This is a genomic window from Paeniglutamicibacter sp. ZC-3 (assembly GCF_025847175.2).
Lineage (GTDB): Bacteria > Actinomycetota > Actinomycetes > Actinomycetales > Micrococcaceae > Paeniglutamicibacter > Paeniglutamicibacter sulfureus.
Window position 1 is genome coordinate 29,571 of record NZ_JAOYTG010000027.1, and the last position, 19,580, is coordinate 49,150.

General features: G+C 62.0%; 18 protein-coding genes and 2 pseudogenes. 7 read left to right on the forward strand and 13 right to left on the reverse strand.

Annotated elements, in window-relative coordinates:
* Positions 1-306 precede the first annotated feature (306 nt).
* Positions 307-615, forward strand: a complete 309-nt coding sequence (locus OIU93_RS19130) for a hypothetical protein (protein ID WP_264271651.1) — start codon at positions 307-309, stop codon at positions 613-615.
* 289 nt (positions 616-904) lie between these two features.
* Here the strand turns inward: OIU93_RS19130 and OIU93_RS19135 are convergent, their stop codons facing one another.
* From OIU93_RS19135 to OIU93_RS19165, 7 genes are all read right to left on the reverse strand, one after another.
* Positions 905-1,624, reverse strand: a complete 720-nt coding sequence (locus tag OIU93_RS19135) for a GAF and ANTAR domain-containing protein (RefSeq protein ID WP_264271652.1) — start codon at positions 1,622-1,624, stop codon at positions 905-907.
* Positions 1,625-1,900: a hypothetical protein gene (locus OIU93_RS19140; protein WP_264271653.1), complete on the reverse strand. Its 276-nt coding sequence runs from the start codon at positions 1,898-1,900 to the stop codon at positions 1,625-1,627.
* Positions 1,901-1,916: 16 nt separating this feature from the next.
* Positions 1,917-2,648, reverse strand: coding sequence for a GAF and ANTAR domain-containing protein (locus OIU93_RS19145; protein WP_264271654.1), 732 nt, complete (start codon positions 2,646-2,648; stop codon positions 1,917-1,919).
* Between the two features lie 227 nt (positions 2,649-2,875).
* A complete protein-coding gene (locus OIU93_RS19150) occupies positions 2,876-3,124 on the reverse strand; it encodes a hypothetical protein (protein WP_264271655.1) in 249 nt (82 codons plus the stop codon).
* Between the two features lie 421 nt (positions 3,125-3,545).
* Positions 3,546-4,802, reverse strand: a complete 1,257-nt coding sequence (gene fmdA, locus OIU93_RS19155; protein ID WP_264271656.1) for a formamidase — start codon at positions 4,800-4,802, stop codon at positions 3,546-3,548.
* Between the two features lie 51 nt (positions 4,803-4,853).
* Positions 4,854-5,138, reverse strand: coding sequence for an FmdB family zinc ribbon protein (locus OIU93_RS19160; protein ID WP_264271657.1), 285 nt, complete (start codon positions 5,136-5,138; stop codon positions 4,854-4,856).
* Between the two features lie 29 nt (positions 5,139-5,167).
* Positions 5,168-5,806, reverse strand: coding sequence for an AmiS/UreI family transporter (locus OIU93_RS19165; protein ID WP_264271658.1), 639 nt, complete (start codon positions 5,804-5,806; stop codon positions 5,168-5,170).
* 309 nt (positions 5,807-6,115) lie between these two features.
* Between OIU93_RS19165 and OIU93_RS19170 the strand changes: the two genes are divergently transcribed.
* From OIU93_RS19170 to OIU93_RS19180, 3 genes are all read left to right on the forward strand, one after another.
* Positions 6,116-6,622 carry a CrcB family protein gene (locus tag OIU93_RS19170; RefSeq protein WP_264271659.1) on the forward strand — a complete coding sequence of 169 codons (507 nt, stop codon included), beginning with the start codon at positions 6,116-6,118 and terminating at the stop codon, positions 6,620-6,622.
* A 1-nt stretch (position 6,623) separates the two neighbouring features.
* Positions 6,624-7,022 carry a fluoride efflux transporter CrcB gene (crcB, locus tag OIU93_RS19175; protein ID WP_264271660.1) on the forward strand — a complete coding sequence of 133 codons (399 nt, stop codon included), beginning with the start codon at positions 6,624-6,626 and terminating at the stop codon, positions 7,020-7,022.
* 422 nt (positions 7,023-7,444) lie between these two features.
* Positions 7,445-9,775 carry an FdhF/YdeP family oxidoreductase gene (locus OIU93_RS19180; RefSeq protein ID WP_264271661.1) on the forward strand — a complete coding sequence of 777 codons (2,331 nt, stop codon included), beginning with the start codon at positions 7,445-7,447 and terminating at the stop codon, positions 9,773-9,775.
* A 55-nt stretch (positions 9,776-9,830) separates the two neighbouring features.
* Here OIU93_RS19180 and OIU93_RS19185 read toward each other — a convergent pair whose 3' ends face one another.
* The 3 genes and pseudogenes from OIU93_RS19185 to lhgO form a co-directional block, all read right to left on the reverse strand.
* Complete coding sequence (locus OIU93_RS19185; protein ID WP_264271662.1) at positions 9,831-10,148, reverse strand: DUF6457 domain-containing protein; 318 nt, start codon at positions 10,146-10,148, stop codon at positions 9,831-9,833.
* A 466-nt stretch (positions 10,149-10,614) separates the two neighbouring features.
* A pseudogene (gene pyk, locus OIU93_RS19190) lies at positions 10,615-12,032 on the reverse strand (pyruvate kinase).
* Between the two features lie 387 nt (positions 12,033-12,419).
* Positions 12,420-13,670, reverse strand: coding sequence for an L-2-hydroxyglutarate oxidase (gene lhgO / locus OIU93_RS19195; RefSeq protein WP_264271663.1), 1,251 nt, complete (start codon positions 13,668-13,670; stop codon positions 12,420-12,422).
* Positions 13,671-13,729: 59 nt separating this feature from the next.
* Here lhgO and OIU93_RS19200 point away from each other — a divergent pair, with 59 nt between their 5' ends.
* Positions 13,730-14,458, forward strand: coding sequence for a GntR family transcriptional regulator (locus OIU93_RS19200; RefSeq protein WP_264271664.1), 729 nt, complete (start codon positions 13,730-13,732; stop codon positions 14,456-14,458).
* Positions 14,459-14,477: 19 nt separating this feature from the next.
* Here OIU93_RS19200 and OIU93_RS19205 read toward each other — a convergent pair whose 3' ends face one another.
* Positions 14,478-15,956, reverse strand: a complete 1,479-nt coding sequence (locus tag OIU93_RS19205; protein ID WP_264271665.1) for an NAD-dependent succinate-semialdehyde dehydrogenase — start codon at positions 15,954-15,956, stop codon at positions 14,478-14,480.
* 139 nt (positions 15,957-16,095) lie between these two features.
* On the opposite strand from OIU93_RS19205, the gene OIU93_RS19210 reads away from it, so the two are divergent.
* Complete coding sequence (locus tag OIU93_RS19210) at positions 16,096-17,418, forward strand: MFS transporter (RefSeq protein WP_264271666.1); 1,323 nt, start codon at positions 16,096-16,098, stop codon at positions 17,416-17,418.
* Positions 17,419-17,531: 113 nt separating this feature from the next.
* Positions 17,532-18,635: a zinc-binding dehydrogenase gene (locus tag OIU93_RS19215; RefSeq protein ID WP_264271667.1), complete on the forward strand. Its 1,104-nt coding sequence runs from the start codon at positions 17,532-17,534 to the stop codon at positions 18,633-18,635.
* Positions 18,636-18,696: 61 nt separating this feature from the next.
* Here OIU93_RS19215 and OIU93_RS19220 read toward each other — a convergent pair whose 3' ends face one another.
* Positions 18,697-19,080 carry a hypothetical protein gene (locus OIU93_RS19220; protein ID WP_264271668.1) on the reverse strand — a complete coding sequence of 128 codons (384 nt, stop codon included), beginning with the start codon at positions 19,078-19,080 and terminating at the stop codon, positions 18,697-18,699.
* A 101-nt stretch (positions 19,081-19,181) separates the two neighbouring features.
* A pseudogene (locus tag OIU93_RS19225) lies at positions 19,182-19,580 on the reverse strand (TerC family protein); the annotation flags it as partial.

The following is a 19,580-nucleotide window of genomic DNA, read 5'->3' on the forward strand; positions in this document are numbered from 1 at the left end:
GGCACAAGGGTGAGAGCCCCGCCGGGCCCACCACGGCGCCGCACGCGCAACGCGAGGCCGGATCCCGAGGCCGCTTCCCCCGCGGTCCCCGCACCCCGGTGCGGGGACCGCCCCGTGCCGGTCCCCCCGGAACACCAGGCTGGCCGTGCCAGAGGCGAAATCCCGCTTGTGCTCGGCGACACATGACGGGCATAGTCGATTTATCGATCGGTCGGCGGGGTTTTCCGCCGGCCGCATGTGGTTCTCCAGACCCCGGGAACCACGGCATCCGTTTGTTTGAACTTCGGAACTTCGAGGATAGGGCTCATGATCACCCAGCAGTTGCTCACCACCCCGCGACGTCGCAGCGCACCGCCCGCGGCCGCCGCTAAGATCACCCGGGTCCCACCATCGGCGCAGGAGAGCATGCCGCCGGTCATATGCGGAACCTGCCACAGCGACAAATATCTGGTCTTTGAGCAGGTCCGGCCGGTGCCGCCGCGTGGGTCCGAGCCCTCGGCCTGGGACGTTGAATGCTGGTGCGGCCGGTGCGAGGAATTCCAGGGAATCCGCACCACCCGGCTGCCGGGGGTGCCGCACTCCCTCCTGCTGCGGGGATACGGCACCGACCTCTAGCCGGCCGCCAGCAATCGCCCGAAGTGGTTCCTGACGTGGTTCCCGGCCGGGGTCTGCCCGAGTTCGATGGCCACGATCACGGGTTTAGTTGCCGGTGGAATCCGCCCGCAACGCGGATCCTGAACGCGCCTGGGAACGGCCTTGCCGTCCCGGGATCACGACCAATGGCCGCATCGATGGGCGTGCACCACCTCGTGCCCAGCTGCAGGCCCGCTGCCGCCTGCTGCCGCGCGGCGAGCGATATCGCCGTCAGGAGATACCGTCATGATCCGGGGCAAGGGACCAAGGCCTATTCCATCCCCTGGGCGCGTCGTGCCTCGCGCAGGACCTCGATCGCCCTTTCGCCCAGGCGCATGTTCCCCGTGAATGCCGAGCGGCCCAATTGCGTGAAGGCCTCGGCTCGGCTGCACTTGTCCCGGGCCATGATCACCGCCACGGCTGCGTCAACCAGCCCGCGGGCCCGCAACTCCGGACCCAGGTCGGCACCGGCCAGGGCAGGCAGGTGGAATCTCAGGGCAAGGCGAAGGATGCGCGAGATCGATCCGGCGAAGGCCTCCACCGCGGAGACAAAGGCCGCATCCATCATTCCAAGATCGCGGGCGTAGCAATTCAGCGCCGCCTGGGTGCTGCTGCCGGCTTCCACGGGGACCGCGAGGATGGCCTGCACCCCGCTGGAGGCGATCACCCGCGCGTAGCCCTCCCACTTCCTCGACTCGTCCAGATCCGGGATGAAGACCGTGCGCTGCTGCCGCAAAGCGGTCAGGCAGGGACCGTTGTCAAAGGCGTACTGGCGTTCATCCAGAATCATGGCATCGAGCTCGCTGCTGGCCACCGTGAGCGGGAAGCCCTCGCGCTCCACCGTGATGGAACACAGCACCGGCTTGCCGCTTCCCAGTCCCGCCGCGGCAATCAGCACCAGCTCCAGCATGAAGTCGCTGAAGCCCTCGCTGTCCAGCAGCAAGTCTTGCAACTCATCCTGGTTGCGTGCGTCGTGGCCCGGCGTGCCCATCTAGCTTTCCGCCGTTCCCGGGTCAAGGTCCGTGGAGTAGGGGACCCTGAGCTCCATGTCGAGGTCCATGAGACGTTCATTGATCGCGTGGGCCACCAGATCGCGCTCCAACGTCGGCAGCGCGTGGGCGGCAAAGAGGTACGCCTCGATCTCGAATTGGCCCGCCGAACCCCCAAGGCCGAAGTACCTCAGCCACAGCTCGCCCACCGTCAGGCCCGCAAGCGGCAGTGCCCGGCGCAGCTGCCTCAGCTGCAGATCATCGTCATCAATCTCCATGGCCTGTTCCCCGTCGCTAGGCACCTTGCGGGGTGGCGGCCTCGACCAGCCGGGCAGCGAGCTCGCCCAGGGTCAAGCCCTCCGCGATGGCCTGCTTCATCAACAGCCGCACCGCGTCGTCGGCGGCAACGCGGTGGCGCTCCATGACAATGCCCTTGGCCATGCCAATGACTTCGCGCGAATGCAGGGTGCTGCGCAACTCGTCACTGAGCTTCTTGGCCTGTTCCGCGGTGATGGCATGTTCCAGCAACACGGCAGCCTGCCTGGCCAGCAACTCCAGGACGGCGCGGGAGCGCTCGGTGAAGGCCTGGGGCTCGGCGGCATAGACCTTCACCGCGCCAAAGGATTCGGAGGAGGACTTCAGCGGAACGCTGATGGAGGAGGCGACGGCCAGGGGCGCCACCGCCCGGGACCAGTCCGGCCAGCGATCGTCGGCGGCAATGTCCTGGACAACAATGGTTTCCCCGGTGGCCCAGGCCGAGAGGCATGGACCCTGTTCGAGATCGTATTGCAGGCCATCGGCCTGCTCGACGACCTCGTCCGAGGCGGCAGCGCTGGTCGGGCGGGCATTGGCGTCCATCAGCGTCACCCCGGCGCCGAGGGCGAAGGGAACGCTGGCCTTCGCCGCAGCGGTGATGAGTCTCAGCGTTTGGGCCACGGTGGCCTCGGACATGAGCAACCCGGCGGCGTTCGCCGCCGCAGCGGCCAACTCGTCCGCAATCGGGAGCGACTTCCCCATCCTGGCCATCAACGTGCCTTTCTGTCCTGGACACACCTGCAATGTCCTGCTCCCAGCCTATCCATTTCCGGGCCCAAAAGCGCCGGAACGGCACCTCGTTGCAAGGGACACCTCACGGATCCGGCCGACACCGGCCGCCGCGATCCACAAGGCTCCCGCCAACCCCTGCACCGGTAATCACCGGGGCACATCCGTGTAGCCGGCGGGCATGACAATCGCAGGCCTCATGAACGGGGCTAGAGGGACAAACACGAGGGGGCGAACGGCGCGAAGGGAGCCACCCGCGACGGTGCACTGGCCTTCCTCAGCAAACGATCCCCGACCAAGGTGCCCAGATAGCTCTTCGTCGCAGCGCCACAGACATCCTGGCCATCCCAGACAGGCCAGCCAAGCCACTCCGTGCGCGGGCCAAACAGGTTCTTGCCGGTCTCGTTCTCACGGAAGGCGATCCAGCGTCCCTGCGAGCTAAAGTAGTAGACGACCATCCAGGTTCCCCCACAGCATGTCGGCAAGAAGGTGGTTACGATCACCATAGATGCAGACCCGGGCGACCTCAAGGGGAAGCCGCTACGACACGAACCTGTTCGCCGTTTCCCTGGATCGGCGGCGCAGATCTTGCGGCCCGTAAGCCGCTGGCCCCTGCGGCACCCGGTCGCCATGATTCCCAGAGTTTGGCATGTCCACTAAAACGCTTCCTGGACCCATTCCAGCAGCGCTCAGGGGAAAGCGCCCACGCGAGCCGACCCCTGGACCTCCTGCGAAGACATAGGGCATGGGCGTCGGCCGGTAGACGACGAGCCATCCGAACTCGGATGGCTCGTCGCTGCCTCCGGAATTGGAGGCCCAAGCAGGGGCAGGGTGCCCCGTTCGGATCAGTGGCACCCTCTCGTCAACTTGCAGCCATCACTACCGGTTCGAGGCCATGGGCGCTCCCATGCCCGGGTTGACCTGGTGCGGGCCGTTGGACGAGGGGCGGATGTCGAAGTGGAACATCGCCGTGGGCAGGTAGACGGTCGAGCAGGAGTTCGGGATGTCGACGACCCCCGAGAGCCTGCCTTCGATCGGTGCCGCACCCAGGAGCAGGTAGGCCTGCTCCGGGGAGTACCCGAACTTCGTGAGGTAGTCGATGGCGTGGAGGCAGGCGCGCTGGTATGAGAGGTGCGAATCCAGGTAGCGCTGCTCGCCGTCCAAGGTGACCGACGTGCCGGAGAAGGCAATCCATTCGCTGAATTGCGGGTCGACGCGGCCCGGCATGAAGATGGCGTTTTCGGACACCCCGTAGGTGTCCATGCCGCCGCGGATGATGTCCACCCGCAGGTCAATGAATCCGCCCATTTCGATGGCCCCGCAGAACGTGATTTCCCCGTCTCCTTGGGAGAAGTGCAGGTCGCCCAGGGACAGGTTCGCGCCGTCGACGAACACCGGGTAGAAGATCCGCGTGCCCTTCGAGAGGTTCTTGATGTCCTGGTTTCCGCCATTTTCGCGTGGGGGTGCGGTCCGCGCGGCCTCTCCCCCGACCCGCTCCCATTGGTCTCGGGGCACCCCGCCGAGCACGGCATGCTCCGATTCGGGGGGCAGTGCCAGCGGTGGCACGCGGTGCGGGTCGGTGGCAATGAGGTCGCCCTCCCGCTTGTTCCACTTGGCCAGCAGCGCGGCGGACGGGGCGGTGCCCATCAACCCGGGGTGGATGAGGCCCTCGAAGGATACTTCCGGCACGTGCCGGGAAGTCGCGACCTGGCCGGTGAAGTCCCAAATGGCCTTGTAGGCATCGGGGAACTGGTCGGTCAGGAATCCGCCCCCGTTGTTTCGGGAGAAGATGCCGGTGTAGCCCCAGCCCTGGCCGGCCAATGGTCCGCTGTCTTCCTGCGGAATGGGACCTACGTCAAGAATGTCGACAACCAAGAGGTCGCCGGGCTTGGCGCCCTCCACGGCGAACGGGCCGGAGAGTTTGTGAACGGTCAGCAGCGGTGCGTCGAGGATGTCCTGTGCGGAATCGTCGTTCTTGATGGCTCCGTCGAACCATTCCCGGCAATCGACGCGGAAGACATCGCCTGCCTTGACCGTGGCCACCGGCGGGATTTCCGGGTGCCACCGGTTGTGGCCCAGCTTTTCCTGGTCCTCGAACTTTTTGGTCGAATCGAGCGGAAATATCACATCTGGCATGGTCCTTCTCCTTAAACGACGTCGTACATGGGTGGGGGGATCCGCGACCTTTTAGGGACGCGGAAGCTTTTGGTGCAGGGGGTTGTGGGTGTAGCGGGTTGCCTGCCTGGCCGCTCCGGTGCGACCGGTGACCACTTCCGGTTCGTGGGCGCTACGTTTCGTCGAATCAATGAGCCTGAATTCTGCGCTGCCGGCGATCGACAGGCGAGGCGGACTCATCTGTCGTCTCGCCTGCTGCTGGCACTCGGGGCATGCCATGGAATCCGGCACCATGGCCATGGGGAATGTGGATTCGAACACCGTTCCTTCGGGACACCGGAAGTCGTACAACGGCATGGAAAAGTCCTCTCGTTTAGTACCTGAAACTAGTTGCCCGCGGAGGCTGTGGGGGCGACGGGATTGCCGGTGCCGGCAAGCATCTTGCGGCGGGATAGGACGTAGGAGGCCAAGATTGCCAGGACGCCGATCACTGCAAGGACCCCGGCCTCGCCCGGACCGGTGGTGTAGTTCCCGGTCAGCAGCAGGAGGGCCGGAATGGTTCCGGTGATGTGGGCAACAATGATGGTGAACCAACCCGTGAAGACCCTGAACGATTCCTTCCCCAGTGCCAAGATGATGAAGAACAGCGTCCACAGGAGGGCCCAAAGCAACCAGATCACGCCGAATAGCGGGTCGTTGGCTTGCGTGAATTGCAGAATTCCGAAGACCGCAGCAACGAACGCCACGAAAAGCGAGAACCACCCCAGGCCCTCGCCCGGCAAGTCGAAGTACCGGTTGAAACCGACGTACAAGTATGTGAACCCAAAGAGGTATAGACCCGAAGCGCCCAGAATGATATTGGGGTCACCGTTTGCCTGTATCAAGATAATCGTGGGGAAAACGACTTGCATTACCCCAACAAAGAAATTCATAATGGCCGCTGATTTACCCGGGACCAGCCCCAGCAGCATTAGACCATTTATGAAGAGAACTGCACCAACGTAGAGTAAGCCAACGCTACCCATGAGGTGTCCTTCCGTAGGGGGATGGGGCGTGGAGAAACATGCTGTTCAACCATGCCAGCCTCCCCCCCAAGGGCTCCCGGTTGCCAACAGACTAGCTTCGACACCAAGGCGTTTCGAGGGGTAGTGCGACACTCGACCGTTGAGCCCGCGCGGGACTCGTCCTAAGGCACATGGGCACTCCCCCGGGGTCTGCCCTGCCCGGTGCCGCAGGCTCCGCCGCCGGCGACCCACCCGGGGCGGACATGTCACGACGTACAATCGACTCACCGTAATCGAACCGGACCATCCAAACCTTCCTGACGGAATCGCATGAACGACCCCACACCAGACACGGGCAACACCCAGCCGCCCAAGGACCCCGATCTTGAAGTTGCACAGGCCAACAACGATGACGCACGCCCGGCCCACCTGCGCTTCGCATGCTTGGGAATCGTGTTTATCGGCGGCAGCCTTGGCACGGCCGCGCGGGAAGCGCTCAGCCTGGCCATGCCTCCGGTGAACGGGATCCCCTACACGATTTTTGGCATCAACGTCCTCGGGGCGTTCCTGCTTGGCGTCCTGCTGCAGGGACTCTCCCGCCGGGAACCGGACCTCGGCCGCCGACGTACGCTGCGGTTGCTGCTGGGCACCGGATTCTTGGGTGGTTTCACCACCTACAGCGCCCTGGCCACCGACAGCGCCGCGCTGATCGGCAATGGTGCTTCCGGTGCCGGTGTTGCCTATGCGCTTGCCACGGTCTTGGCCGGTGCCGTGGCCACCTGGTGCGGGATCGCAGCGGGCATGGCCACCCGCGGAAAGATACGCGGGGTGGACTGAGATGACTCCGCTGCTCTTCGCGCTGATCGCCGTCGCGGGCGGGATCGGCGCCGCTTGCAGGCTCCTGCTGGACGGCCTCATCAATACGCGCATCAGCGGGATCCTGCCGTGGGGCACCATCACGATCAACCTCAGCGGGTCCCTGATCCTGGGCCTAATCACCGGCCTGGCTACCGGTCACGTCGTTCCGGAAGCCTGGCACCTGGTCATCGGCACCGGGTTCCTCGGCGGCTACACGACTTTTTCCACCGCCAGCTTCGAAACGGTCCGCCTCCTCCAGGACCGCAAATGGGTCACCGGCTCCCTCAACGGCATCGGAACACTCGTCTGCGCCACCTCGGCGGCAGGGCTCGGCCTCTGGATCGGAGGCTTGATGGGAACCTTCACGTTTCCGCTGTGAGTCACCCAGCATCTTGTGTTTCCTGGAGCGGTCGGATTGACCTCCCGGGAAGAATCGGGTCCTGGACCAGTTAGGGTTCCAGCCATTCGGGGTGTCGGCATCCGGCAGGGCCTGTCTCCAGCCTGCGGCCCCAGCCCCGGGGGCCCGAGGCGGACAGAGCACACAGCGACGATCCACCACTGTTCCCGAAATTCTTGCCCGGACCGAACCAGTGGCCGTCTTTTTCGGCACCCAACGCCGCCCCCTGCCCGTCTGCCGATCGTAGGGCAGTGTCCCTCACCCCGCGGGGATTCCCGCCGTGTGGACCACCCGCTTTGCTTGCGGAGGCAGAGAATACCTGTTAGTCCTAAGACACGCGCGCGACGTGAACGGTGGCACCTCATGGCCGGTGCCCAAAAATGGCGAACGAAGGGCAGCTCATCATGGCACGCAAGAATCCTCCTGACGTGGAAGAGCCAAGCCAGGGAGACATCGAGGTCGGCAAACCGAAGTCCTGGGCGGCTGGGATTCCCGGGGTCGTGCACTCCATGGCTCCTGCCCTTCGGGACATGGGAGTGAACAGGAGCCGGAAGACGCTGTTGGCCATGAACCACAGGGACGGCTTCGATTGCATGAGCTGTGCTTGGCCGGACCCAGATCATCGCAAGGCCTTTGAGTACTGCGAGAACGGGGCAAAGGCCGTGAACTGGGAAGCGACTCCAATCACCGTGGGTTCAAGCTTCTGGGCGGAGCACTCCGTCAGCGATTTGCGCCAGCGGTCCGAGTACTGGCTGGGCCAGCAGGGCAGGCTGACCGAGCCGGTGTACAAGGCTGCCGGAGAAGACCACTATCGTCCCGTGCGCTGGGGCAAGGCCTTCTCGATCATCGCCGAGAAGCTCAACAGCCTGGCGACCCCGGACGAGGCGGCCTTCTACACCAGCGGACGCACCTCCAATGAGGCTGCCTTCATCTACCAGCTGTTCGTCCGCGCATTCGGAACCAACAACCTGCCGGATTGCTCCAATATGTGCCACGAGTCCACCGGCTGGGCCATGGGGCAGACCCTGGGTATCGGCAAGAGCACCATCGCGTACGACGACTTCGGCAAATCCGACCTGATCATCATCATGGGCCAGAACCCGGGCACCAACCACCCCCGGATGCTCACCGCCCTTGAGGAAGCAAAGAACAACGGCGCCGAGATTGTCGCCGTCAATCCGTTGCCCGAGGCCGGGCTGCGGCGCTACAAGAACCCGCAGGAGGTCAAGGGCATCATCGGGCGCGGCACCGAGATCGCCGACCAATACATGCAGATCCGACTCGGCGGAGACATGGCGTTGCTCCAAGCCGTGAGCAAACGCGTCCTGGACGCCGAGGAAGCGCATCCGGGAACGGTGCTGGATGCCGGGTTCATCCAAGAGCACTGCGAGGGGTTGGAGGAACTCAAGGCTCACCTGTCCCACCTCGATGGGGACAAAGTGCTCGAGGCCACGGGCCTGCGCACCGACGAGATCGACGAGCTGGCGGCACGCTACCTCAAGGCGGAGAAGGTCATCATCACGTGGGCCATGGGGCTGACGCAGCAGAAGAAGGGCGTGGCAACCATCAAGGAGATCGTCAACCTGCTGCTGCTACGCGGCAACATCGGCAAGCCTGGTGCCGGCGCATCCCCAATTCGCGGGCACTCCAATGTCCAAGGGGATCGCACCATGGGGATCTGGGAGCAGATGCCACCTGCCTTCCTGGATGCGATAGAGAAGGAGTTCGGCTTCAATCCGCCCCGTGAGCACGGTACTGATTCGGTGCAAACTATCGAGAAAATGCGCGACGGCGAATTGAAGGTCTTCGTGGCGATGGGCGGAAACCTGGTGGCCGCGATCTCCGACACACACGCTGCCGAGGCCGCGATGGAGAAGTTGGAGATGTCCGTCCAGATCTCCACCAAGCTGAACCGGTCCCACACCGTGGTGGGCGACGAAGCCCTGATCCTGCCCACCATGGGCCGCACGGAAATCGACAGGCAGGCAGGCGGCATCCAATTCGTCTCGGTGGAAGACACCGTCTGTGCCGTGCATCCGTCCTGGGGGAAGGTCGAGCCGGTGGGTGCGAACCTCCTCTCCGAGGTGGCCATCGTGTCGCGGCTGGCCCAGGCCACCCTCCGCGAGAAGGTCAACGTCGATTGGTCCGGTTTCGAGAATGACTACGACACCATCCGCGACCACATTTCCCGCGTGGTGGAAGGCTGCGAGAACTACAACCAACGGATAAGGCAGGACGGCGGCTTTGTGATGGCCAACGGCCCGCGAGATTCACGCACCTTCCCCACAGCCACCGGCAAGGCCATGTTCACTGTCAACGACCTGGAGCATGTCCAGTGCCCGCCGGGGCGGCTGATCCTGCAGACCTTGCGGTCCCACGACCAGTTCAACACCACGATCTACGGGTACAACGACCGCTACCGCGGGATCAAGAAGGGCCGCCAAGTGGTGTTCGTGAACCCGGAGGACCTGGCCGCACTGGGGCTGGCCGACGGCCAATACGTGGACATCCACGGGGAGCATGCCGATGGCAAGGAACGCGTGTTGCGCAATTACCGGGCGGTGGCCTACCCCAGTGCCCGAGGCTGCGCTGCGGCGTATTACCCGGAGGCGAACGTACTGATCCCGCTGGAATCCGTGGTGGAGGGAAGCAACACCCCGGTGTCCAAGCAGGCGATAGTTCGCCTCGAACCGGCCCATGACGGCGCGACGGCCAAAACCCCGGCCACCAACTAGTCAACGGCGTTCTAGGAGAGCCGGGCGCCACAATGCACGCCGGTCCCCTGCGTTGCTATTGGGCGGTCTCCGACCAACCACCATTGCCGGGCTCTGCCTCCTTGCCGTCTTCGCACAGCTTCATGGCCTTTTCCGCGGCGGAGCGCATCGCCGATTGGGCATCAACGTGTCCACTGGTGGCCGCCAGAGCCGCGGCATAGCCGACATAGAACGCACTGATCGGACCGGCGGACGGGCTCACCGAGCGAGCCGACTTCACGGCCAATTCCAGGATCAATTCATTGTCTGACTGCAGGTCCAGGATATTAAAGGCATTTGAAAGCCGGTGGCTCCAACGATCCAGGGCACGCTTTTCATCCTCGTGTTCGCTCATGGCTGCTCCTTTTATTACGGGAGGTGGATCCCGGGCCGGGGAACCGACCGGCAATCCACCAACCCTCCACGCTTAGCAGCTGCGTCGGCCCGTGGCAACGATTTCGCCTGGGCCCCGCCGGCCTCCAGAGCCGTGAATCGCAACACGAGAAATCTGTTTCGCGGTTCCGGGTGGCCGACTGACAACCAATCGCATAAGCCGATGGCTCACCGCGACACTCCCCGCCGGATAGCCGGCAGCTAAACATGTCCGAGGCCAGGTCGTTATTACCTTTGCCCCGTCGTCCCTGACTCATTTCCTGGCTCGAACAACGCGCTTCCGGCAGGGTGCCACCCGCGATATTACCGATGTCGTCGAAGCGGTTCGGTGGGCGTCAACGAGAGCCGGCGCTCAGTCAGCGTGCAGGTGCCGCTGGCTGGGTTGTCGGGTGCCGCATTGAAGTCGGCGTTTCCCGGGGACTGATCCGTCAGTCATTCCTGTCGACGATGCGGTGGAGCTTGAGAATGTTGGTGAAACCGGCGGTGCCCGCGGGCGATCCGGCGGCTATGACGACCAGGTCCCCTGGCAAGGCCAGGCCGCTTTCGCGGAGCATCCGGTCAACTTGGTCGACCATGTCGTCGGTGTGTTCCACGATCGGGACCTGTCGCGGTTGGATTCCCCAGGTCAGCGTCATGGCGTTCAGGGTGGCCAGGGAGGGTGTGAACGCATATACCGGCTTGGAGGGGCGCAGACGTGAGAGGCGGCGTGCTGAATCGCCGCTCTGGGTGATGGTGGCAATGCAGGTGGGGCCCAGCTGGTTCGCGATCTCGACCGCGGCCCTAGTGATGGAACCGCCTTGGGTCTTCGGAATGGTGCCCAGAGCGGGCACGCGCTCGAGCCCGTGGTCCTCCGTGGATTCAATGATTTTGGCCATGGTGCGGATCGTTTCGATCGGATACTTGCCCACGCTGGTTTCACCCGAAAGCATGACCGCGTCTGCACCGTCCAGCACGGCGTTGGCGCAGTCTGATGCCTCGGCCCGGGTGGGTGTGGGGGCCTCGATCATGGACTCGAGCACCTGGGTGGCGACGATGACCGGTTGGCCCGTCGCCGTGCCAGCTCGATGGCGCGTTTTTGCACCAGGGGCACCTCTTCCAGGGGTAGCTCCACGCCAAGGTCGCCGCGGGCAACCATGATGGCGTCGAAGGCGTCGATGATTTCCTCCAGAGCGGCCACGGCCTGGGGCTTTTCGATCTTGTCTATGACGGGCGTGCGTCTGCCTTCCTCGTCCATGATTTCGTGGACCCGGAGGATGTCGGCCGCATCCCGAACGAAGTACAGAGCGACCATGTCGACGCCGGTGCGCAGCGCCCAACGCAGATCCTCCTCGTCCTTGGGGGCCAGGGCGGGGATGCTCACGGCCACCCCGGGAAGGTTGATCCCCTTGTTGTTGGAGACGGTTCCCGCCACCACGACCTCGGTCACCACATCGGTGTCCGTGACCGAGGTCGCGCGCAGCGCGACTTTCCCGTCGTCAACCAACAGGATGTCGCCGGGACTCACATCGCCGGGCAATCCCTTGAAGGTGGTGGAACAGATCTGGGCGGCACCTTCGACGTCGTCGATGGTGATGGTGAACCGCTGTCCCGCGGCAAGGTGGTGTGGCCCGTTGGCGAACCGTCCGACCCGGATCTTCGGTCCCTGGAGGTCGGCGAAGATCCCGACGGACCGGTTCGATTCTTCTGCGGCCTTTCGCACATTGAGGTATGTCTGCTCGTGCACGTCGTGCGCTCCGTGGCTCATGTTCAACCGGGCAATGTCGACACCCGCTTCCAGGTCGGCGAGTGTGGCAGCGTAGCTGCCGATGGCGGGACCGATCGTGGCAACGATCTTGGCGCGTCTCATGAATGGATGCTGTCTTTGTGCAGGGTAAGGGTGGCGGATATTTGTTTGTTCAATCGCCTGCTCCGGGGAAAGGTGAAGGGGATGTCTGTTCTCTTAGTCTGTCGTTTTCATGGCGGGGGATGTCATTTAGCGTCTTTAGCAACGAAAATGAAACGCCGGGCATAGCCCTCCTCACATGCTTCAAGCGGCAATGGCGCCACAGACGCCCTTGCCGCTTGAATCGGCAGCCCTTCTGCCTGACGCAAGAAGGGAACAACGAGCGAAAGGTGTGGAGCCCGGCACTCAAACCAGCGACCACGGTGTGAACGACGATCCAGAGATCAGGAAACCGCTGAATCCCAAAGAACGGAAATCAGCGGTTTCCTGCGCCACGGTAAAACCCCTAGGTTAGTGAGCGTCGCTCTTCGGCACGCCGTCTGTAACTTTAGACAAAGTTTCATCGATTTTTTGGGCGAGATGCTCAGCAATGGCCAACGCAGATGTCGCACCGGGAGAGGGAGCATTTCTCAGCGCGGTGACTCGACCCAATTGCTCGATCACGAAGTCATCCACCAACTGTCCGTTTTCATCCATCGCCTGCGCGCGGATTCCGCGGGTAATTGGGGTGGACTGTGCTCCGTCCAAGCTCGGGGCGTAGGCGGCTGCGCCCGCAAGGAACTTTTTGCGAGAAATCACTGCGCCAAATTCATGGATGGCGGCCTTGATGTTCCGTGATGCAAACCTCCAGAAGGCTACGCTGAACACCACGTCGAGGCTGTCCTTGATCCCGATGCCCCAGCCCTTGTAGTTCTCTCGTCCAAACGAAAGAAACGCATTCGGGCCAACCAGCATTTCGCCATCGACTCGCTTGGTGAGATGTACGCCGAGGAAAGGGTATGCGGGGTCAGGAACCGGGTACACGAGTCCGTTGAGGATGCTCCGGTGTTCCGAAGCAAGCATCGAGTACTGGCCGAAGAATGGAACGATCTTGGGATACGTTGCCCCTCCCGCGAGACGGGCGACCCGGTCAGTCTGGAGGCCGGCGCAAACAACGAGGTAATCAAACCGGTGCCTCGTTAGCTGCCCATTGCGGTCTACGGTCACGGTGCATTCTTCCCCGGTATTGGAGATGTCTGTGACCTCGCTGTCCAGCAGGAGCTTCCCTCCCGCGTTGGTCACGTCGTCGATCAGTGCGCGCGTAACGGCCGCATAGTCGATGATGGCGGTGTGCGGGGAATGCAGTGCCAAGCGTCCGACGGCGTTGGGTTCAATTTCCCGGATCTTTTCGGGTCCGATGAGCTCGACATCAGGTACGCCGTTGGCCATGGCCTTAGCGTAGATATCTCGAACCCTGCGCTCTTCCTCAGCGGTGAGCGCTACGACGAGCTTTCCGCACTCCTCGTAGGGAACGTTCTTGGCAATTGCGTAGTCGCGCAGTAGGTCGACGCCACGCCTGCACAGCCGGGCTTTGAGGCTTCCGGGCTGGTAGTACAAACCGGCGTGGACGACCCCTGAATTGTGGCTAGTCTGGTGGGACGCGACTTCGCTTGCCTTGTCGATAACGGTGATCTGCGCGCCCGGGTGGCGGAGTGTCAGTTCTCTCGCCACTGCCGCACCGATTATTCCGGCGCCTACGACGCCGAACGAATATGTAGACATTGCTACGTCTCTCCTTGTGAATGTGTCTTGGCTCTTACTTGAATTGGGATAATAGGTAAATGGAATCCGTCAATCGCAACGCAACCCTGACTGAGCAAGCTGTCGATTCAATCCGATTGGAAATCGTCCAGGGTTCACTCATTCCCGGCCAGCTGTACACGGGATCAGAGGTCGCCCTTAAGTTGGGCGTTTCCCGCACCCCGGTCCGCGAGGCACTCATGGAACTCGCGCGTCGTGGCATGGTACGTATCGAAGACAAGAAAGGATTTCGTGTCCTCAATACGTCAGTGGAGACCTTGATCCAGGTTTTCCAGATCAGGGTGATGCTTGAAGTGCCATTGTCTCGGCTGGCAACCATGCGAAAGAACCATTTCTCTTCTGCTCAATTCGAATCCTCGGTAGAAAAATTTCGGGCAGCTGCCGAGTCAGGTGATCCTGACGCGGTGCTGCGCGCGGACAGAGACTTTCACCAAACTTTGCTCGCCGGCTCAGGGAATGAAAAGGCCTTGATCATGCTTCAAGAACAACGTGATTTTGTTCTCAGCACCGGCGTCGGGACCGTCCCCACCTCCCGTTCTGCCAGGGAATGCTTCGATGACCATGCCGACATCATCAGCGGCTATCGAGAAGGCAATGCTCAGGCGGTTGAACGTGCGGTGTTCAGACACATCACGAATACCGCACGGATTCTGATTCACCAGGAAACCCAGAATCGTCCCGAATTCGCTATGGCGGACATCGAACATTCATTCGCCTGGTTGTCCGAGCCAAGCAGAGGTGCCCTCTGACTCCGGCTCCCCTTGCAGGTCAGATGTTGAGCGCGATGTACTTTTCGATTTGGTATTCTTCGATGCCCGCGTGCCCACCTTCCTTGCCAAAGCCAGAAGCCTTGATCCCACCGAACGGTGCCGCCGGATCGGCCACCACTGCGCGGTTGACGCCGACCATACCGCTGTCGAGTCGCTCAGCGGCCTTGATCGCCTTGCTCACGTCCCGCGTGTAGACATAGGAAACCAGGCCGAAGGGCGTTTGGTTGGCCAAGTCAAGCGCGGCGTCGTCGCCTTCGACCTCGTAGATGGAGGCAACCGGACCAAAAATCTCACTCGTGGCAATGGTCGAGTCCAGACCAGCATTCGCGACCACCGTGGGGTTAATGAAGAAGCCTGGCCCCTCGGTCGAGTCGCCACCGAAGATGATCTCCGCCCCTTCGGCCACCGCGTCGCTGAGGAGCCGCTGCACGCTGTTGCGTTGCTTCTCATCGACCAAAGGTCCGACATTAACCCCGTCTTCTGTACCTGCTCCGACCCGGAGCTCGGCAACCTTCGCCAAGAAGCTTTCCCGGAAGGCAGGAGCCACGGACTTCTCCACGATGATGCGGTTCGCGGCAACGCAAACCTGCCCGGCGTTGCGGAACTTCGCTACCACCGCACCCGCGGCGGCCTCTTCCACATCCGCATCGGAAAGAACGACAAACGGGCCGTTTCCGCCCAGTTCCATCGACGTAGCCATCACGTTGTCCGCCGCCTGCTTGAGCAGGGTGACGCCAACTGCCGTCGAGCCGGTAAAGCTGACCTTCTTCAGTTCGGTGCGCGACATCAGGGCCTGCGACTGCTTGGACGACGAACTCGTGGTGACAAGGTTAACCACGCCCTTTGGAAGCCCGGCCTCGTGTAGGACCTGCACAAACATGTGGGTCACCAACGGTGTCAGCGCAGCTGGCTTGATGATAATCGTGCACCCGGCGGCCAGGGCCGCAGCCGCCTTGCGCGCGCCCATGAAGAGCGGGAAGTTCCACGGGGTTACCAGGTAGGAAGGGCCAACCGGCTGGCGCGTGGTGATGATTTTGAAGCCGCCGGTGGGCGACTCTGTGTAGGTGCCCTGCTGTTGCGTGACCAGCTCCGAGAACCACTGGAAGTAATCCGCCGACACCTGGACTTCGCCACGCGCCTCCGTGAGCGGCTTGCCCATTTCAGCCGACATCACCCAAGCAATTTCCTCCTTGCGCTCGACCAGCAGCTCGAAGACCTTGCGAAGAATATTGGAACGGTGGCGCGTCGTGGTGCTTCCCCACGCCTCCTGGGCACCGGTCGCCGCGGTCAGGGCATCGAGCGCATCGTCTGTGCTGGCATCGGAAACAGCCGCAATCTCGGTCTCATCTGCCGGGTTCTGCACGGAAAAGACCCTTTCCCCCTCCGCTGCCCGCCATTCACCATCGACGTACAGCCCCAGCGGAACCTCGATCTCTCCAAGCTTCCCGGTAATCTTTTTCCATGGAGCATCAGTCATATGACATCTTCCTTCTATACTAGATTGCACATTTTTCACACTGAATTCAGCAGCGTTCTTGACATACATGTTACATGCAAGGAAGTATGGCTGTGACATAAAGTACATATTTTGTGAAGCCACCTGAGCGGAGTAATAGATGCCCAACGTTGCGCAGACGCATCGCCATCCGGCGAGACGCGTAGCAGCCGCCTCGATGATCGGTACCACCATCGAATGGTATGACTACTATATTTTCGGCACTGCCGCGGTCCTCGTTCTGAATGACCAGTTCTTCCCCCAGTTGTCCCCTGCAGCCGGGACCCTGGCAGCGCTCGCCACCTTTGCCGTCGCCTTTATCGCCCGCCCTTTTGGTGGCATCCTCTTTGGCCACTTCGGCGACAAGGTTAGCCGCAAGACCATTCTCGTGTGGTCCCTGATACTGATGGGTGTCTCCACTTTCCTCGTCGGCTTCTTGCCTAACTACGATGCCATTGGCATCTGGGCCCCGATCCTCCTGGTCGTGCTCCGTTTCCTCCAAGGATTGGCCGTCGGTGGTGAATGGGGAGGCGCGGTCCTTATGGCTCTGGAGCATGCGCCGAAGAACAAGAAGGCCTTCTACGCATCTTGGACCCAGTCGGGCGTTCCTGCTGCATTGGTTCTTTCCTCCACCATCTTCTTGCTGATGCAGCAGATGGACGAAGCCTCCTTCCATGCGTGGGGATGGCGGGTACCCTTCTGGATTTCGGCCCTCTTGATCCTCGTTGGATTGTTCATCCGCTTGCGGATCACGGAGTCGCCGGAATTCCTCAAGATGAAGTCGGAAAAGCGTGAAGTTCGAGTTCCACTCTTCGAGTTGCTGCGCACCGCATGGTGGCCACTAATCCTCGGCACCCTGACGCTGGCATCACCGAACATCATCTTCTACATCTCTTCCGTTTACCTGCTCAGCTACGGTCCCGCTCACGTTGGACTCAACCGTGAATCCGTCTTTATTGCCCTGATCATCGCGGCCAGCATCCAGGTCTTCACCATCCCGCTGGTCGCAATGCTCGCCGATCGGATCGGCAAGAAAACCGTCATGCTGGCCGGTGCCGCCCTGGTCGCTGTTCTGATCTACCCGGTATTCTGGCTTGTCAACACCGGGGAACCGATGGGCGCTCTTGCTGCGATGATCCTGGCTCTGCCCATTGCGCACGCAACCGCCTATTCAGCTGTAGCCAGCTTCATCCCTGAACTTTTCCGGACCGAAGTTCGTTTTACTGGTAGCTCTCTGGCTTATCAACTCGGTGGAATCATCACCTCGGCTCCTGCTCCGTTCATCGCCGCGTACCTGATGCAAAATACCGGCTCTTCCATGGCCGTAGCCACGTACATTGCCGTCGCCGCGGCCATTGGATTCGTGGCCATTGCCCTGGCTCGCAGGGCCAAGGATCCCCGCAGCCCGCAGGAGGCCGACGCCGTTTCCGTCTCGGCCGGCTAACAGTCGCGAAGGCGCAATCGTCGGACGATACGCTTACAAGAATCAAATTAATGGACAGCGGGCCTTTCAGGAAAAAATAAACCTGTCAATGGCCCCAAGAATGGAGTAGTTCCATGCCCAAAGTGGCTGTGTTGAAAGAATTCAATGAATCGGTCGAGTTGCAGGAGTATCCAATGCCCTCCGTAGCACCCGGCGGCGCCCTGGTGGATGTTGCGCTCGGCGGAATCTGTGGCACCGATGTCCACCTGCGCACCGGGCACCTTTCCGTGCCGCTGCCACTGGCCATGGGACACGAAGGAGTCGGCCATATCCGGGCACTTGGCGAGGGACTAACCACCGACGTTGAGGGTCAACCACTGTCGGTGGGCGACCGCGTTGTATGGGCCAACAACATTCCCTGCGGCAGCTGCTACGAATGCCTTGTGCTGAAAGAACCTACGCTCTGCCTCAACCGCAAGATCTACGGCATCAACCGCAAAGCTTCGGATGCACCACACCTTCAAGGTGGCTGGGCAGAAACCATATCCCTAGAAGCAGGTACGACCATCATCAAGCTGCCGGACACCGTCAGCTTCGAGGAGGTAATCACACTAGGCTGCGCGGGACCAACCGCCATCCATGGTGTCGTTGAAAACCTTACGATCGAACCCGGTTCGATCGTCGCGGTCCAGGGAGCCGGGCCGGTGGGTCTGGCTTCGGCCATGTACGCCAAGGCCATGGGCGCCGCCCAGGTCATCATCCTGGGTGGCCCAACCTCGCGTATTGAGGTCGCTTTGAAGATAGGGGCTGCGGATATCGCGATCGATATGGATACCTACCCGACCGCCGAAGCACGTCTTGCAGCTTTCCACGAGATTGCCGGCCAGGGAGCAGACGTCGTAATCGAATGCGCCGGTATACCATCCGCGGTGGCCGAATCCATAGACCTGGCGCGGCCAAACGCCCAGGTACTGGTGCTCGGGCAATACACGGATCACGGCCCCACTCCGATCAACCCCCACCTGATCACCAAGAAGCAGCTCAAGGTGTTCGGATCCTGGGGCTTCTCGCCGGCACACTACGTCAAGTACGTGAAATCACTACCGCAGCTGGTCAAGAATCACGATCTGGCTTCCATACTCTCCGTATACGACTTGGAGAACGTGAACGAAGCACTTGCCGATGTAGCATCAGGCGCGGTTACAAAGGCCGCCCTAAGACCTCAGACAGGGAACTAACCAGAAGTAGGGCCAGGGAAAAATGAAATGAGGGCGTTCGCATGCCAACGTGCGAACGCCCTCATTCTGTCCCCAGCAGAGCCGCTGCCGGCAGGGCTATGGCGGTTCGGGCCAGGTCATCGGCACCGGAGGTTCGGGGATGGTCCTTGGTGGGAAGTTCCGTGCGTATCCGCTGCTGGATTTGATCCCGCTGGGCCGGGGTCAGGCGTTCGAAGGCTTCGCGGTGCATTTGCTCTATCTGGTGCGGATTGGCGGTTTCCAGGAGGTAATCGTAGCGCGCGATGGCCGCCCGGTCGGCGTTGCTGATCTCTCCGGATGGAACACGCGAATCGGAGCGGTGCGGCTGTGCACGATACGTCTCGGGGGAAGCTGGCCGACGGCCGGCAGAAGCCTCGGTGGCGCGTCCGTCGCCGGTCAGGGTATCGGCTTCTGCTGCAGTGCGCACGATCGCACACCAGTCTTTCTGGCCGGCGTTCTTGGGCTGATTCGTCGTACCGGACTTGTCCAGGGCTTACTGGGAGAGGCCTGTATGTTTGGCGAACATGCTCATTTGGAGTCATCCTTCGTGATGGAGGGGTCGCTCGGTGCGGGTGCAGCGGGACGCTTTTGGTTGCCGCGGGTCTTGAACAGGCTCGCGACGGTGGCCACGGTGATCGTGGCGGCAATAAAGATGAGGGAGAAGGAGATCGGGATTTCGGGAATCCACAACAGCGGCTGCCCGCCGTTGATGAAGGCAAGCTCATTGACGTGCAGTGCGTGGAAGACGAGCTTCACGCCAATGAACGCCAGGATGACGGCAAGGCCTTGGGAGAGGTAGACCAGTCGTTCCAGCAAGCCGCCGATGAGAAAGAACAGCTGGCGTAGCCCCATCAAGGCAAAGACGTTCGCCGTGAAGACGATGTAGGCCTGGTCGGTGAGCCCGTAGATGGCGGGGATCGAGTCGAC

Bases quoted from the DNA above. Each gene is read 5' to 3' on its own strand.
- OIU93_RS19130 (WP_264271651.1), top strand. From the start codon at position 307: ATGATCACCCAGCAGTTGCTCACCACCCCGCGACGTCGCAGCGCACCG.
- OIU93_RS19135 (WP_264271652.1), bottom strand. From the start codon at position 1,624: ATGGGCACGCCGGGCCACGACGCACGCAACCAGGATGAGTTGCAAGAC.
- OIU93_RS19140 (WP_264271653.1), bottom strand. From the start codon at position 1,900: ATGGAGATTGATGACGATGATCTGCAGCTGAGGCAGCTGCGCCGGGCA.
- OIU93_RS19145 (WP_264271654.1), bottom strand. From the start codon at position 2,648: ATGGCCAGGATGGGGAAGTCGCTCCCGATTGCGGACGAGTTGGCCGCT.
- OIU93_RS19150 (WP_264271655.1), bottom strand. From the start codon at position 3,124: ATGGTCGTCTACTACTTTAGCTCGCAGGGACGCTGGATCGCCTTCCGT.
- fmdA (WP_264271656.1), bottom strand. From the start codon at position 4,802: ATGCCAGATGTGATATTTCCGCTCGATTCGACCAAAAAGTTCGAGGAC.
- OIU93_RS19160 (WP_264271657.1), bottom strand. From the start codon at position 5,138: ATGCCGTTGTACGACTTCCGGTGTCCCGAAGGAACGGTGTTCGAATCC.
- OIU93_RS19165 (WP_264271658.1), bottom strand. From the start codon at position 5,806: ATGGGTAGCGTTGGCTTACTCTACGTTGGTGCAGTTCTCTTCATAAAT.
- OIU93_RS19170 (WP_264271659.1), top strand. From the start codon at position 6,116: ATGAACGACCCCACACCAGACACGGGCAACACCCAGCCGCCCAAGGAC.
- crcB (WP_264271660.1), top strand. From the start codon at position 6,624: ATGACTCCGCTGCTCTTCGCGCTGATCGCCGTCGCGGGCGGGATCGGC.
- OIU93_RS19180 (WP_264271661.1), top strand. From the start codon at position 7,445: ATGGCACGCAAGAATCCTCCTGACGTGGAAGAGCCAAGCCAGGGAGAC.
- OIU93_RS19185 (WP_264271662.1), bottom strand. From the start codon at position 10,148: ATGAGCGAACACGAGGATGAAAAGCGTGCCCTGGATCGTTGGAGCCAC.
- lhgO (WP_264271663.1), bottom strand. From the start codon at position 13,670: ATGTCTACATATTCGTTCGGCGTCGTAGGCGCCGGAATAATCGGTGCG.
- OIU93_RS19200 (WP_264271664.1), top strand. From the start codon at position 13,730: ATGGAATCCGTCAATCGCAACGCAACCCTGACTGAGCAAGCTGTCGAT.
- OIU93_RS19205 (WP_264271665.1), bottom strand. From the start codon at position 15,956: ATGACTGATGCTCCATGGAAAAAGATTACCGGGAAGCTTGGAGAGATC.
- OIU93_RS19210 (WP_264271666.1), top strand. From the start codon at position 16,096: ATGCCCAACGTTGCGCAGACGCATCGCCATCCGGCGAGACGCGTAGCA.
- OIU93_RS19215 (WP_264271667.1), top strand. From the start codon at position 17,532: ATGCCCAAAGTGGCTGTGTTGAAAGAATTCAATGAATCGGTCGAGTTG.